The 14,685-nt window shown below is 66.8% G+C and carries 14 protein-coding genes; 5 read left to right on the top strand and 9 right to left on the bottom strand.

All coding sequences use genetic code 11. From position 1 onward, the window contains the following. Positions 1-43: 43 nt before the first annotated feature. Positions 44-1,621: a tetratricopeptide repeat-containing sulfotransferase family protein gene (locus tag H9L16_RS04640; protein WP_187553392.1), complete on the bottom strand. Its 1,578-nt coding sequence runs from the start codon at positions 1,619-1,621 to the stop codon at positions 44-46. A gap of 47 nt (positions 1,622-1,668) precedes the next feature. After that, complete coding sequence (locus H9L16_RS16600; protein WP_484600442.1) at positions 1,669-1,785, bottom strand: HU family DNA-binding protein; 117 nt, start codon at positions 1,783-1,785, stop codon at positions 1,669-1,671. Between the two features lie 271 nt (positions 1,786-2,056). Here H9L16_RS16600 and H9L16_RS04650 point away from each other — a divergent pair, with 271 nt between their 5' ends. After that, the gene (locus tag H9L16_RS04650) at positions 2,057-4,147 is read left to right on the top strand and encodes a M13 family metallopeptidase (RefSeq protein ID WP_187553393.1); all 2,091 of its coding nucleotides are present in this window, start codon (positions 2,057-2,059) and stop codon (positions 4,145-4,147) included. A 102-nt stretch (positions 4,148-4,249) separates the two neighbouring features. Here the strand turns inward: H9L16_RS04650 and H9L16_RS04655 are convergent, their stop codons facing one another. The 7 genes from H9L16_RS04655 to H9L16_RS04685 form a co-directional block, all read right to left on the bottom strand. Continuing rightward, positions 4,250-4,900 (bottom strand): YadA-like family protein, encoded by a 651-nt coding sequence (locus H9L16_RS04655; protein ID WP_187553394.1) that lies wholly within the window; start codon positions 4,898-4,900, stop codon positions 4,250-4,252. A gap of 118 nt (positions 4,901-5,018) precedes the next feature. After that, positions 5,019-7,445, bottom strand: coding sequence for a serine/threonine-protein kinase (locus H9L16_RS04660; RefSeq protein WP_187553395.1), 2,427 nt, complete (start codon positions 7,443-7,445; stop codon positions 5,019-5,021). A 65-nt stretch (positions 7,446-7,510) separates the two neighbouring features. Continuing rightward, positions 7,511-8,074, bottom strand: a complete 564-nt coding sequence (locus H9L16_RS04665; RefSeq protein WP_187553396.1) for an ECF-type sigma factor — start codon at positions 8,072-8,074, stop codon at positions 7,511-7,513. A gap of 59 nt (positions 8,075-8,133) precedes the next feature. Then, complete coding sequence (locus H9L16_RS04670) at positions 8,134-8,550, bottom strand: lysozyme inhibitor LprI family protein (RefSeq protein ID WP_187553397.1); 417 nt, start codon at positions 8,548-8,550, stop codon at positions 8,134-8,136. Further along, positions 8,547-8,864, bottom strand: coding sequence for a hypothetical protein (locus tag H9L16_RS04675; RefSeq protein WP_187553398.1), 318 nt, complete (start codon positions 8,862-8,864; stop codon positions 8,547-8,549). Before H9L16_RS04675 ends, H9L16_RS04670 begins: the two co-directional genes overlap by 4 nt. Beyond that, positions 8,861-10,552, bottom strand: coding sequence for a TPM domain-containing protein (locus H9L16_RS04680; protein ID WP_187553399.1), 1,692 nt, complete (start codon positions 10,550-10,552; stop codon positions 8,861-8,863). The genes H9L16_RS04675 and H9L16_RS04680 overlap by 4 nt, the downstream gene beginning before the upstream one ends. Before the next feature lie 54 nt (positions 10,553-10,606). Then, on the bottom strand, positions 10,607-11,497 hold the full coding sequence (locus tag H9L16_RS04685) for a DUF3667 domain-containing protein (protein WP_187553400.1): 891 nt from the start codon (positions 11,495-11,497) through the stop codon (positions 10,607-10,609). A 155-nt stretch (positions 11,498-11,652) separates the two neighbouring features. Between H9L16_RS04685 and H9L16_RS04690 the strand changes: the two genes are divergently transcribed. The 4 genes from H9L16_RS04690 to H9L16_RS04705 all read left to right on the top strand — a co-directional run bounded on the left by H9L16_RS04690 (position 11,653) and on the right by H9L16_RS04705 (position 14,684). Then, the gene (locus H9L16_RS04690; protein WP_187553401.1) at positions 11,653-12,600 is read left to right on the top strand and encodes a TolB family protein; all 948 of its coding nucleotides are present in this window, start codon (positions 11,653-11,655) and stop codon (positions 12,598-12,600) included. A gap of 88 nt (positions 12,601-12,688) precedes the next feature. Further along, positions 12,689-13,105 carry a GntR family transcriptional regulator gene (locus tag H9L16_RS04695; protein ID WP_223158175.1) on the top strand — a complete coding sequence of 139 codons (417 nt, stop codon included), beginning with the start codon at positions 12,689-12,691 and terminating at the stop codon, positions 13,103-13,105. Further along, complete coding sequence (locus H9L16_RS04700; RefSeq protein WP_187553402.1) at positions 13,102-13,986, top strand: ABC transporter ATP-binding protein; 885 nt, start codon at positions 13,102-13,104, stop codon at positions 13,984-13,986. Before H9L16_RS04695 ends, H9L16_RS04700 begins: the two co-directional genes overlap by 4 nt. Next, a complete protein-coding gene (locus H9L16_RS04705; RefSeq protein ID WP_187553403.1) occupies positions 13,983-14,684 on the top strand; it encodes an ABC-2 transporter permease in 702 nt (233 codons plus the stop codon). Before H9L16_RS04700 ends, H9L16_RS04705 begins: the two co-directional genes overlap by 4 nt. Position 14,685: the final 1 nt, after the last annotated feature.

Consider the following 14,685-nt stretch of genomic DNA (forward strand, 5'->3'; position numbering starts at 1 on the left):
CCTTGCGTTGTGTTCTTGTGTTCCCTGCTGGCAAGCGGAATCCTCACGGCTGCAGGGGGATTCCGGCGGCAGTCAATGTGTCCCTGAGGGATGAAAGCTGGTTCCAGTAGCGACGGGAGCTGTGAACTGAACGCAGATGGATGGGTTCACGCACTTGCGCTGCGCTGGCGGTGGCAAACACCTGACCGGCCTTCGGCAAATCCAGCGCCGCATCGTTCCACTCCAGCTGGCACCAGGCGTAGATGCGTCTTGCTTCGATTTCCGGCGTCGTCACCAGGTCTTCGTACTGCACGCTCAGGATTCGGTCTGGCATCGCCATGTGCCAATGACGCATGAATTGGTCATATGCAATGTAGTACCGGGCAAGATCCTCGAGGTCGCAGGCAAAATCGTACGCACCGAAGAACAAGGTCTTGAACAGCGCGTAGCAGTTGTCCAGGGGATCCCGCCAAAGGTGGATGATCTTGGCGCGGGGCAATGCCATTCGGATCGCGCCGCAGTAGAAAAAGTTCAGGGGCGCCTTGTCGATGAACACTCGATGCCCGCCAGCGGCTTCGCGCGCGCCGCGCATGTACTCGCGACCAAGGGCTGGAAAATCGATTCCCAGTGACGCTGCCGCGGGCGTCAGGTCGGCGCGGGTGTCGGCGATGTGCGCTACGGCTTCGGTCAGGAGGTTGGGGAAGTCAGGCAACTCACCCGCGGATCGTACCTGTCCGGACTGGGTCAGGAATCGCTCGACCAGCGTGGTTCCGCTGCGAGGCATCCCGAGGACGAAGATCGCACCTTCCCCGGCATCACCATCCGTTGCTTGTGTCTGAAACGCCTCAGCCGTGTATGCCGCCTGCATCGCACGCATCGCCGCGATGTCATGGCGCACGTCATATCGCAGGGTGCTTCGCTGCGCTGCTGCGCCGATGCGCAACGCGGAAAACGATTCATCGAACTCCCCGAGGTCCTCGAGTTCCTTCGCCAATGCGTAGTGCAGGGATGCCGTGTCCGCCTGGGTTCGGGTGCCTTGCCGGATCTTTTCGCGCAGATCCGCTACGTGGTTGCGCTGCGGTGTCTGCTTGCGCAGCGTCGCGCGCAGATACATCGCATACGCACTCTGGGGCGAGTTCGCTGGAATCCGGTCAAGATCGCGTTCAGCCTGCTCCGACGCACCGCTGAAGAAGCGCGCAAGCGCAAGCTCGTACACAAGGCCAGGCTCGTCGCCAATCAGTGTGCGCGCCGCATCGAAATAGCGGATGGCCTCGGATTGCATGTTGCAGCGATAGCAGAGGTTCCCGAGAAGCCAGAGAAGATTGCCATTGCTTGTCGCCTGGGTTGCCACGTCCTTGACGAGCGGTGGAATTTCCGCGCGTCTACGCATTTCCAGGAGCAGCCGACCCTTCTTGAGTTTGAGGATGGGGTTCCCGCCACTTGCAACGATGGCGCGCTCCATCAGCGCCAGGGCCTCGACTAGCTTCTCGTCCATCAGGTGCGCTTCGGCAGCAAGCACCAGCGCATGCGGATTCTCGGGCGAGGACCGAAGGATCTGGTCGCTCAACCGGAGTGCGTCCAATGGTCGCCCCTGGCGCAGCAGTTGATAGCCCAGCTTGACTTGCGCCGGCGATTCGGTCATCCCTCGAGCACCCCTGCCATTCGCGATATCTCCCGTCGCCGGCAAGATCAGGTAGCAGCGTCCTTGAGCTTCTCAAGCGGACGAACGCACAGCTTCATCGAGGCAGGCTTGGCTGCAAACGATAATTCTTCCATGGCGAACGGAGCCGGTTGCTTGGTTGCCATTCGTGTTCTTCCTCAGGATCTTTGACTGCGCGCGAGGCCCCGATTGGATCATCGTTGGGGTGGAATGTCACCTCACGATTCCTGCCAGGGGAAGTGGTCTCAGGCGTCCAGGATCGTCCTCCCGCGCGCGCCATGGCGATCCGATTCTCGCAGTTGCCTCCACATTCGATCTTCGCCGCATGAGGGGGTGACTGACTTCCTGCACATGTTCCTGCGCCGGATCGGCGCAGGATGCGCGAGTCATCCACGCGAGGCTTCGCCCATGTCGTCCATGTCCCTTCGCCGCGCCGTGCTCGCGCTGGCCATCCTTGCATCGCTCGCCGCCTGCGACCGCGGCACGACCTCGACGCAACCCACGCCTGCTGCCACCGCTGCAGCTGTGGCAGCGACGTCCGGCATCGACCTGGCCGGCATCGACAAGGCCGTGCAGCCGGGCGACGACTTCGACGCGTACGCCAACGGCGCGTGGAAGCAAGCGACAGAAATCCCGGAGGATCGGGCCAACGTGAGCACGTTCTTCTACATCGCCGAGCGCGGCGAGAAGCGCCTGGCCGACCTCATCCAGGGCCTGGACAAATCCGAAGCGGCGGCGGGCAGCAACGAGCGCAAGATCGCCGACTACTACGCCGCGTTCATGGACGAGGCCGGCATCGAGTCGCGCGGTTTGGCACCGCTGCAGCCGACGCTGGACAAGGTGTCCGCGATCAGCGACCGCACTTCGCTCTCGCGCTACCTGGGCGGGCAGGTGCGCGCGGACACCGATCCGCTCAACGACACGAATTTCCACACCGACAATCTGTTCGGCCTGTTCGTGGCGCAGGGACTGGAAGATCCGTCGAAGAACGTGGGCTACCTGATGCAGGGCGGCCTGGGCATGCCGGACCGCGAGTACTACCTGGCCAGCGGTCCCGGCATGGACGCCAACCGTGCCGCCTACCAGGCCTACATCGCGTCGCTCCTCACGCTCGCCGGCGATGCCGATGCGGACCGCAAGGCGAAGACGATCTTCGACCTGGAGATGAAGATCGCGAAGGCGCACGCCAACGTGATCGACAGCCAGGACGTGCACAAGGCCAACAATCCCTGGCCCACGGCGGATCTGGCGAAGCAGGCACCCGGCATCGACTGGAGCGCATTCCTCGATGGCGCCGGGCTGGCCAGCCAGCAGACGATCTTCGCGTGGCAACCGCAGGCGATCAGCAAGCTCTCCGCGCTGGTCGCCAGCGAGCCCTTGCAGACGTGGAAGGACTACCTGCAGTTCCGTGCGATCGACCACAGCGCAAGCCTGTTGCCGAAAGCCTACGCAGACCTCAAGTTCGCCTTCTACAACACGCAGTTGCAGGGCACCGTCCAGCAGCGCGACCGCTGGAAGCGCGCGATCGCCGACACCAACGGCGCACTGGGCGATGCCATCGGCCAGTTGTACGTGAAGCAGTATTTCCCGGCCTCGTCCAAGGCACGGGTCGAGGCGATGGTCAGCAACATCCTGGCTGCATTCCGCGACGGCGTGGACCAGCTGGCGTGGATGTCGCCGGAGACCAGGCAGATCGCCAAGACCAAGGCCGAGACGATGCTGGTCGGCGTGGGCTATCCGGACAGCTGGCGCGACTACTCGGCCTACGAAGTGAAGCGCGATGATCCGCTGGGCAATGCGCTGCGCGCGGAGCAGGCAGAGTATCGCCACCAGACCGCCAAGCTCGGCAAGGCACCGGATCGCAAAGAATGGTGGATGACGCCGCAGCGGGTCAATGCCGTGCAATTGCCGCTGCAGAACGCGATGAATTTCCCGGCCGCGATCCTGGAAGCACCGTTCTTCGATCCCAAGGCCGACGATGCCGCGAACTACGGCGCGATCGGCGCGGTGATCGGCCACGAGGTCAGCCACGGCTTCGACAACCTCGGATCCGCGTTCGATGCCGAAGGTCGCCTGCGCAACTGGTGGACGAAGGACGATGCCGCGCATTTCAAGGCCGCCACCGACAAGCTCGTCGCGCAATACAACAGCTACGAGGCATTGCCGGGCCTGACGCTCAATGGCGAACAGACGCTGGGCGAGAACATCGCCGATGTCGCCGGGCTGCAGGCGGCGTACACCGCGTACCGCGCGTCCTTGGGCGGCAAGCCGGCACCGGTGATCGACGGGCTCACGGGCGACGAACGTTTCTTCCTTGCCTTCGGCCAGGCATGGCGGGCGAAATTCCGCGACGAATCGCTGCGTGCGCAGGTGATCGGCGGTGGCCATTCGCCGGCACGCTGGCGCGCACTGACCGTGCGCAACATCGACGCCTGGTACGAGACCTTCAAGGTCAAGGACGGCCAGAAGCTGTATCTCAAGCCCGAGGATCGGGTGAAGATCTGGTAATCCGGGGCATCGCAACGGGAACTGAAACGCCGGCAGCTGCCGGCGTTTCCTTGTCGAGGCGTCGTGCCGGACGGAGGTGGCACGTCCCTGTGCCGTGTCGAATCAGAGGTCGAAGCCGAAACCGCCGCCGACGGCGGATTCGCCATTGCTGAAACTCGCGCCGAACGAGAACGATCCGCGGTCGCCGATGCGCTTGCCGTAGCCGATCGACACCGCGCCCTGCCCGCCCTGCGCGCCGACGCCAAGCGCGATGCGGCCCTTCGCGGAATCGCCGTTCGCCGCGTTCACCGCCATGTGGGTCATCGCGCTGCCCATCGCGCCGATCTGGTCGATGCGCCTGTCGGTCTGCGCGAAGCGGCGGTCCACTTGCTGCTGGTATTGGGTGAAGGTGTCGTTCCAGGCGGCGAACTTCACGTCTGTATGGGCTTTCGCCGAGTTCAGCGTCTGCGTGGCAGTGGTGTCGGTGTACGCCTTCGATGCGGTGAGCGTCGCCGCGTCACCTGCATTGGCATGCGCCTTCGCGGCGGCGAGGGTCGCGTCGTCGCCGATCTCCGCATGCTTTTGCGCGGCCGCCAGCACCTGCTGGTCGCGGCTTTCCATCTGCGCGACATTCACCGCATCGGAGGGGTCGGTGCCCGCGGCGACATTCTTGATCTGCTGGTTCTGCGCGTCATGGGCGATGGCCAGCGGTGGCAGCAAGAGGGCCAGCAGGAGGGTGGCGGCGAGCGGAACAGGACGGTGGCGAAGGCGCATCGGGGGATCTCCGGGAAAAGCGCCTGACTGGCGCGGTTCCGGGGATACGCGGCGATGCGGCAAAGGCTGACATCGATATGACCGATCCGCATGCGTCGCAAGCGCCTGTGCTGCTCGATCAGCTGCGCGAATGCGCGCGCGCGCATTCGCCGAGCCACCGCTGTCCGAGCCGCTGCTGCCAGGGCTCGGCCCGCCTGGAGTCCGTGAACTGCGCCACCTTGTCCTGCAATCCTGCATCGCAGGTGCTGCGCGCCATCGCAACCTGCTCCAGGTCACCCCGGACCTCGGGCGTATAGCCGGCGCCCCGCACGCTGCGTGCACGAGCCAGCGCAACGCGTGCCTGGTCCGGCTTGCCCAGCATCAGCAGGGCAACACCGCGAAGTCCGGCAAGGTCGGCATGGGTGCTGTGCCCGGCGCTGAAGGCATGCGCGGCCAACCGCTCCAGTTCGTCGATGCGGGCCAGTGCCTGTTCGGGGCGATCCTGGGCGAGGTCGAGCGCGGCCAGCTCCAGTTGCGCGAAAGCCAGGCGCGGATGACCCAGGCCATAATGCTGGCGCGCGCGCGCGACCATCGGTTCGAGGCGCGCGCGTGCTTCCGGCAGGCGGTCGAGCCGGCGCAGGGTGACGCCCAGTTGCGCGCCGACCATCAATTCGCTGTCGGTGTTGCGCGGTCGCAGTTGCATCGCGGTGGCTTCGGCTTCGGCCAGCCAGGCATAGGCACGCGCGTGCTCGCTGGCTTCGTTCGCGGCGGCAATGGCGTTCAGCAGGTTCTTGATGTGCGCGTCGGCCGCGTTCGGGCCCAGCTTGCGGCCCAGCGCGACTGACGCATCGAACTGCAGCCAGGCGCGATCGGGCTGGCCGTTGACGAAATACGCCAACCCCAGGGCCGATGACGTCTTCGCGAACGTCGGGCCATCGGCAAGTCCGGCGCTGACCAGGAGACGGTGCGATGCCTGCGCGTGCTCGAGGAAATGGCGCGGGTCGTCCTGGAAATAGTGCGCCCATGCCTGCACCCGCAGCGCTTCGGCCAGCGCCTGCGGATTGCCGTCGCGACGCAGCTGGGCGACGGCGCGCTGCTGCAGTTCCAGCGCGCGCGGGTATTCGCCGAGCTCGTTGTGCACCTGCGCCAACGCCTGCCAGATCGCGCCGACCGCAGGCGGCGATTGCGCGCCGGCGACGGCCTCCTCCAGTTGCGTCTCGCCCTTGCGCAAGAGCTCCCGTGCGCTGATCTCGCCGCCGCGGGTGGCGGCCGGGCTTGCGGCGCGGAACAGGGTGACCAGGTAGCCGCTGACCGCCTGCGCGGCGTCGCGCTCGCGTTCCGCCTGCGCGCGATCGACGGCGGCCTGTCGCTCCGCGGTCACGGCGCGCGCGCGCGCGCGTTCGGTATGCCCGAGTGCGTTGCTCAGGCTGTGGAAGTGGAAGCCGAGGAATGCCAGGCCGGCGACGCCTGCGGCGAGCGCCGGCCACCAGCGGCGCGCGGCGCGGCGCAAGCGGTAGCCGCGCTCGTCGCGACGTGCCTGCACGGGATTGCCGCGGAGCCAGCCTCGCAGGTCATCCGCCAGGGCGCGCGCACTGGGATAGCGTTCGTCCGGATCGCGCGCGGTCGCCAGGGCGACGATGCTGTCCAGGTCACCACGCAACTGCCGCTGCAGGCCTTCAGGCGTGGTACCGCGCACACGCGCACGGACATCGGCAATCGCGGGGGCCTCGCGGCGCACGCGCGCATGCTCGGCCGACATGCGCCCGGCGCTGCCGGCGCGCGGCAGGCCGGAGAGCAGCGCACGCGCCACCAGGCCGAGCTGGTAGACGTCGCTCGCGGTAGTGACCGGATCGCCCTGCTGCTGTTCCGGTGCCGCCCAGGCCGGGGTCATTGCATGGGTCTGCGTGCGCTCGCCGTCGTGCTCGTCCAGCAGGCGGGCGATGCCGAAATCGAGCAGCTTGGCGTGCCCTTCCCCGTCCACCAGGATGTTCGACGGCTTGATGTCGCGATGCACGATCAGTTGCCGATGCGCATGGTCCACGGCATCGCAGGCCTGTGCCATCAGCTCCACACGACGGGCCAGCGATGCGCCCTGGGCGTCGCACCAGGTGGCGATGTCGTCGCCTCGCACCAGCTCCATCGCCAGCCAGGGCTTGCCGGCATCGTCGATGCCGCCGTCTAGCAACTGCGCGATGTGCGGGTGCTGCAGTCGCGCCAGCAACTGCCGCTCGCGCACGAAGCGCGCGGCCAGCGATGCATGGCCAGCCCAGATGCGCTTGATCGCCACGTCCTTTTCGAACGCGCCGTCGACGCGGCGTGCGCGGAACACTTCGCCCATCCCGCCCTGGCCGATGCGTTCGAGCAACTGGTAGGGACCGACGCGCTGGTCGAGCGGCGCGTCGTGCAGGTCGTCGTCCGCCACCCGCGACAGCAAGGTTTCCACCCGCGCCCGCAGTTCCGGCTCGATGCCAGCCAACGCCGTGGCGCGTGCCGATGCATCAATGTCCAGCAGGTCGCGGACCAGGTGCAGGGCGCGTTGTTCGAAGGTGGCGTCGGTCGCGGTCATGCCAGGGTCTGTCGATGCTGCGAGGGATACGCAATGCGATGCCGTTGCATGACATCGCCCATGCGTCAATCGCCCAGCCGATCCTTCAGCCATGCACGCGCGGCCGCCCAGTCCCGATACACGGTGCGTTCCTCCAGTTCCAGCATCGCCGCCACTTCGGCCACGCTCAGGCCGATGAAGTAGCGCAGCTCCACCACCTGCGCCATGCGCGGCTCCAGCACCGCGAGTTCGGTCAGCGCCGCGTCCAGCTCCGGCAGGCGGGTCTGCTCGGGGATCGGCAGGTCCAGCGCCCGGGTGAAGTCGTCGCGCAGCCAGCCGCCGCCGTGCTTGTCGGCATTCGCGCTGCGGGCGCGGTCCACCAGCAGCTGGCGCATCATCCGAGCGGCGGTGTTGTAGAGGTGTTCGCGGCTCTGCAGTCGCTGCGGGACGTCGCGGTCGATCAGCTTCAGCAGCACGTCGTTGACCAGCGCGGTGGCCTGCAAGGTGTCATGTCCCTGTTGCCTGCTCAACTGGATGCGTGCGAGCCGTCGCAGTTCTGCGTAGACCTTCGGCAGCAATGCGTCCAGCGCGCCGCCATCGCCCGCGCTCCATCGCTGCATCAATTGCGTGATGTCGTCCGTGGCTGACATGGAGGGCGGCTTTCAGGGGATCCCGGATGATCCATTGCCGCTGGCACAGGGTCAATTCGTCACGGTTCGCCCTGCATGTCGTGCAAGGTGCAGGCACGCGCGCGGCGACGCTGCGTCGCAAGGGCGGTCACCATCAGCGGACCGCTGCTGCCACCCTCTGCCTGTTGGGCCAGGTCGCTTCGTGTTTCGGCCCTGTCCCATGCCAGCCAGGCGCGCTGCGCGTCGCGCAGCGTGATGGCGCGCACGCCATCGCCGAACTGTTGCATCACGTTGCGATAGAGGCGGTTGAGTTCGGCATCCCAACCGTCGAAAGCCACGCCTTGCGCATCGTGCATGTCGACGGTGACACCGCCGCTGGCCTCCATCGCCACCGCCATCGCGGCATCGAGTGGATGCGCACGCGGCAGGTCACACCAATGGTCGTCGGCGTGGGCGGCACCCGCGAGCAGCAGGAGCAGCGTCGTGAAGGACTTCATCCTGCCAGCACGCCAAGCAACACGCCTGTCGCCAGCGCCAGCATGAGCACTGCCGCGAGCATCGAAGCGCCGATGCCTGCGATGGCAGCGAGTGGATCCGGCATCTTCAGCTGCAACGCGCGGGTCATCCGCAACGCCGACCACGGTGCCGCGAGCAACGCCACCAGCAGACACCCGCCCACGCCGCCCACCAGCACGTTGCCCTGTTCGGTGTTCAAGCCATTGCCGCCCAGCAGGGCGAGCATCATCCATGCCGGCGCCAGCGCCAGCGTGCTTGCGAACGTGATGCCGGCGGCGATGCGCGGCGCGCTCATTTCGCCTGCACGTAGCTGAGCAGGTCGAGGGACTGCGTGTCCTTCGGGTTCCACGACAGCCCAGCCTCGCGCGCGATGAAGACGTAGCGCTTGCCGGCCTGCAACGCGCCGCCGGGCATCAGCGCTTCGGTGCGCGGATCCAGGTAGACCATCGCGGTGAGCCCCTCGTCGCTGCGCACGTGCACCGCCTTGCGACCGTCTGCGACCTGCGCCGCGTTTACCCACGCCACCTTGTTGCCCGCTTGGGGTGCCAGGTCCACGACCGTGCCGCCGAAGCGGACGATCTTGTGCCAGGTCCCGCTGTCCTGCGGGCGAACGGTGCCGTTCTCGGCGGCCACCTGCGCCTGGATGTCGCCGAGCGACTGATAGCGCAAGGTCCATTCCCAGTCGTCGGTGTCCCGACGGATGTGGTCGGCGGCCAACAACATGTTTTCGGTCCAGTTGCCGCAGGCGTTCTTGCGCTTGCACTGCGGCCACGCCGACTCGATCCAGCGTTTCAGCTGGGCGCTTTTGTCATGCGAACCCATCTCCAGCGCTACGCCCGGTCCCATGACCGCCGCGGCCTGGCCCTGGTCGGGCGCTAGCACCAGCACCGCGCCGTTGCCGACGTCCAGCTTGCCCACGCGCAACTGCCGCATCATCGCCCAGCCGTATTGCTCGGCGGTCATGCCATGCAGGTCTTTCACCAGCATGGTCACGATCTCCACGCCGTGCTGTTTGGCGTGGTCATACATCTGCCGTTCCGCATCGGCCACGATCTTCGGATCGAGGATGCCGTACTCGTCGTAGACGAATTGCATGCCCTTGCTCGGCAGCGCCTTCGGATCGGGCGTGGGCAGCACCACCGCGGTGGAGGATGCGGATGCCGCCACGGGCGCTTGCGAAGGCGTGGCGGTCGGCGCGGCGGGCGCATCGCCGATGTCGATGGCCGATTCTTGCGCCACCGGCGATTGCACGACGGAGCCCACGATGCCGGGTGCTGGCGCGCTGCCAGGCGCGCCACTGGCGCAATCGCCACGGCCGGTCTGCCGGCACGCGGAATCCCAGCCGTCACCGACTGCCGCCGCGCGCTGGCTGCGTCCCGGGTGGGTGCTGTCGCCGGGCACCGCTTCCGGCACCAGCGTGTTGATCGCCTTCAGCGTGTCGCTGCGGCTCGCCCCCATCTTGTACAGCACGAAGCCGCTGAACTTGTCGGCCTCCAGTTCGATCGGCGGCTGGCTGCCGCCGGGCTGGATGGTGTGTCCGGCAAGGTGGTGGCCGGCTTCGTGGGCCATGATGCTGACCGCCGACCAGGGATTGCCGCCGGTTTCCCGACGCACCAGTTCGATGAACTGCGGATTGAAAGCGATCACCCGGTGCGGGAGCTTCTGCTGGTCGAGCAGGATCGCCGCCGCCGCGTTCGGCACGTCGGCTTCGGTCACGTCGAAGTTCTGCGGCAGCCCGGTGAACGCCATCACCTGTTCGATCATGTCGCGGCAATCGCGTGGCGCCGCGCCGCCCATGCCGAACTGCACGGGCCGGCCATCGTAGGAACAGGCCTGCAGGGTGTCGGCGATCTGCGCGGCGACCAGGTTGGCATCGGCCGTCGTGCGCGCCGCTTGCGGCGGACTGCCCGCCGCTTCGACTGCAGGGGCCTTGCCGCAGCCCACGGCTGCCAGCACCGCGAGGGCCAGGGAGGAAACACGCATGCGAGAAAGGTTCATGGAGATGTCCGATGCAATGAAAGAGGGAAAAGGAGCGGATCAGCCGGCGTGCGCAAGCACGACCCGCTGGATGAAATGCCCGTAGGCGAACAGCAGCGCCTTCTTGGCGAGGAAGAACAACGCGAGCACGGCGGCGATGCGCCATGCGTCGCGCCGCCAGTCGAGTCGGAAGAACTGCACGCAGGCGATGCCCACCAGCGCGAGTTCGAGCGGGGTCATGTAGTGCGCGGACGCCTGCCGCCACGGTGGCGCCCAAGCGGCCGCATCGAGGAACAACAGCGGCAGGAGGTTCAGCAGGTTCGCCACGATCACCACGAACTGCACGTACAACGCCAGCACCAGGTGCTCGACGAGGTTGTAGTCCAGACGCCGACGCAGCACCACGCGCGTCGCGATGATGATGGCGAACAGGCCCAGGCTGAACGACCAGCGCGCCCAGTCCGACACGAGCTGCATCTGCGCGGACAGCGTGGTCTGGCCTGCGGTGAGATAGCCGGTTCTGTCCAGCACCACGACCAACAGCGCCACCGCGAACAGCAGCAGCTTCAGGGGGTGCACATGCCGCTTGCGCGCCCCCAGCACATATTCGCGTGCCACCAGCCCGGGCGCGCGCACCAGCCGCAACGCCGCGTGCACGATGGCCAGCTCGAACACCCGCCAGCTCTGCCAGGCCTCGTCCCACACGTCGCGCCGCGAGAACCTCGCTACCGCCTTCTGGCCACACGTGCCGCAATGCGGGGTGTGGCGTTCGATGCCGCAGTTGCGGCACAACGCCGCCTCGAAGTGCGCGTCGTCGAGCGGCGCATCGGTCTGCGCCAGCTGTATCGCACTCCCGCCCGGCACCAGGCCGCGCAGCATGTGACGCGTGGTGGCACGGATGCGCGCACGCAATGCGCGGCTCGAGTTCGGGATGTGGGCGGCATCGGCCATGCGGCCTCCGGGACTGGACACCGGGGATACGCGCCGACGTGGCCGTTCCTGACATGCGACGGCGATGAACACGCGTGCTGCAGCGGCCTTCCTTCCGCGTCAGGGAATCCCGCCGGTCCGCGTATCTCCCCTGCCACCATCACGGGAGAACCTCCATGCGCCTGCTTGCCGCCGTCTCGCTGACCTTGTTCTGCATTGCCGCGCATGCCGCCGATGCGCCCACGCCGCACCTGCTCGCCCCCGGCGTGCTGTCCACCGGCGACGACGAATGGGGATTCACGATGAGCCCGCAGGGCGATGCGCTGTGGTTCAACAAGGCCGACCGCGGGTATCGCGTGCAGGTGATCATGGAATCCACGAAGGACGCCGATGGCCGCTGGCAGGCACCGCAGGTGGCGGCGTTCTCCGGCCAGTACCGCGACATCGATCCGGCGATGAGTCCCGATGGCCGCACCCTGGTGTTCGCGTCCAACCGGCCCGTGCAGGCCGGTGGCGCGCGACGTCCGGATTTCGATTTGTGGCGGGTGGATCGCTTGCCGAGTGGCGGCTGGAGCGAGCCGCGCCACCTCGGCGATGCGGTCAACAGCAGCGGTTCGGAAACCAACAGTTCCATCGCGGCGGATGGCTCGCTCTACTTCGCGGCCTCCGGACGAGACGGCGTCCTCGGCCAGCGCGACCTGATGCGCGCGCGCGCCACGCCGGACGGCTATGCCCGCGCCGAACCCCTGCCCGCGCCGATCAACACCGACGCCGACGAATCCAACCACTGGATCGCGCCGGACCAAGGCTACCTGCTGTTCCTGTCGAACCGGCCCGGCGGCATCGGCGAAAACGACCTGTACATCAGCGTCCACGACGGCGACGGTTGGAGCGCGCCGCGCAATCTGGGTGCGCCGTTCAACCGACCCGGTGCCAGTGGCGTGTTCACGCCCTTCGTCGACGCGACCGGGGGCTGGCTGTACTTCGCGGAGCGCCGCAGCGCGATGGATCCGTTGCCGGACCGCCCGCTGTCGACCTCGGAACTCGACGCCTACCTGCGGAGCGCCGGCAACGGACAGGGCGATCTGTACGTGATGCCGTGGTCGGCGGAGGCGTATCGCTGAGCGTCACCCGCAAGGGCAACTCCGACGTACAGATTGACAACTGAGATTATCTGTATATATTCGCTATATACAGTTGCCCGGGCAGTGCATGCGCAGCGAATTGCTCCTCTCCCCGCATTCCAGCGTGCCGATGTACGCGCAGATCGTGGAGCAGATCATCGCCAAGGTGATGTCCGGTGCGTGGCAGGCCGGCAATCCGTTGCCGTCGATCCGCGAACTGGCCGCCAGCTGCCAGGTCAGCGTGATCACGGTGAAGCGCGCCTACCTGGAGCTGGAACGCTCGGGCGTGATCGTCACCCGCCACGGCAAGGGTTCGTTCGTCGCCGATGCGCTGGATGCCACCCGCGGTCTGGCCACCGCGGAATTCGACTCACAACTGCAGGGGCTGCTGGACGCGGCCGGAAAACTCGGACTGGGCCGCGACGATCTTCTCGACCGCGTCGGCGAAGCCTTCGACACATCGCAATCCATCACCACTTCGACCGACAAGGGAACACCGGCATGACTCCCGCCATCGCGCTGACCGGCGTGCGCAAACGCTACGACGACTTCGCCCTGCACGACATCGACCTCACGTTGCCGCGTGGCCAGGTGATGGGCCTGGTCGGCGTCAATGGCGCCGGCAAGTCCAGCTTGCTGCGCATGCTGATGGGACTTGTCCGTGCCGACGGCGGCGAGGTCGAGGTGCTCGGCCAACGCCTGCCCCAGGCGCAGGTCGCGGTGAAGCGGCAGATCGGCTACGCCTCCGACGACATGCGCCTGTACCGCGGGCAGACCCTGCGCTGGCACATGGATTTCATCCGCAGCGTGTATCCGGAGTGGGACGAGCCGTATGCACAGACCCTGCTCAAGCGCTTCGACCTGCGCCCGCAGCAGGCGCTGCGCGGGTTCTCGCACGGGCAACGGGTGAAAGCGCTGCTGCTGCTGATCTTCGCCCGTCACCCGCGGCTGTTGCTGCTCGATGAGCCGACCACCGGACTCGATCCGGTCGCGCGTGGCGAAGTGCTGGACGCCATCGCCGAGGTACTGCGCGACGAGGAACGCTCGATCCTGTTTTCCTCGCACAACACCGCCGACATCGAGCAGATCGCCGATTCGATCACCTTCCTGCACGCCGGCAAGGTCATCGCCTCGCGCGATAAGGAAACCTTCCTCGACAACTGGCGACGCATCGTCTGCCGCGGCGCGGTGACGGACGCGCTCCGCATGCTGCCCGGCATGGCATCGATCCGCGACAGCGCGCCGATGGTCGAACTCAAGACCGGCGCGTTCGACGATTCGACGTTGCCTGCCTTGCAGGCGCTGGGACTTTCGGTGGAATCGGAGGAACCGATGCCGCTGGAAGACATCTTCGTCACCACCGTGCGCGGGAGCCACAACGCATGAACGGGTTCGGTACAAACTGGTTTGCATCCGATGCCGCGATGGTCGGCAAGCTGATCGTCAAGGATTGGCAGGTCTACCAGAAGCAACTCGCCGGCTTCGTCGCCGGCCTGCTGCTCGCCCTGGGGCTGGTGGGCATGGGCACGCCGTTGCTGGCCGCTGCCGGTGCGCTGCTGTTGCTGGTGCTGCTGCTGGTGGTCGGTTCCTATGCCATCCAGTCCTCCGTGATGCTCGAACGCAAGGAGCAGACCCAGCCCTTCGTCATGAGCCTGCCGGTGACGCCGATGGACGTGTTCTGGGGCAAGCTGCTGGCCAACCTGGTGATCTTCCTGGTGCCGTTCCTGCTGGTCACCGGCGGTTTGTTGGCGCTGCTGCTGACCACGCCGCGGCCGGACGGTGCGGTGCCGTGGGTGGTCGTGGTGGCGCTGTTCATGCTGGCCCAATTCTGCGTCTCGCTGTGCGTGGTGATCGCGGTGGATTCCGAAGGCTGGAACGTGTTCGCGATGCTGGCGCTGATGACCCTGATCGGCCCCTTCCTGTATTGGGTCACCTGGATGCCGGGCATCCGCGAACACCTGCAGGGCGATGCCATCGTCTGGAGTCGGCAGGTGCTGGGCCTGATCGGCGGCGAACTGGCGGTAATCGCCATCGCGATCCTGATCGCCGGCGTGGTGCATGCACGCAAGACCTCGTTCCTCTGAG

Source organism: Thermomonas carbonis, assembly GCF_014396975.1.
Lineage (GTDB): Bacteria > Pseudomonadota > Gammaproteobacteria > Xanthomonadales > Xanthomonadaceae > Thermomonas > Thermomonas carbonis.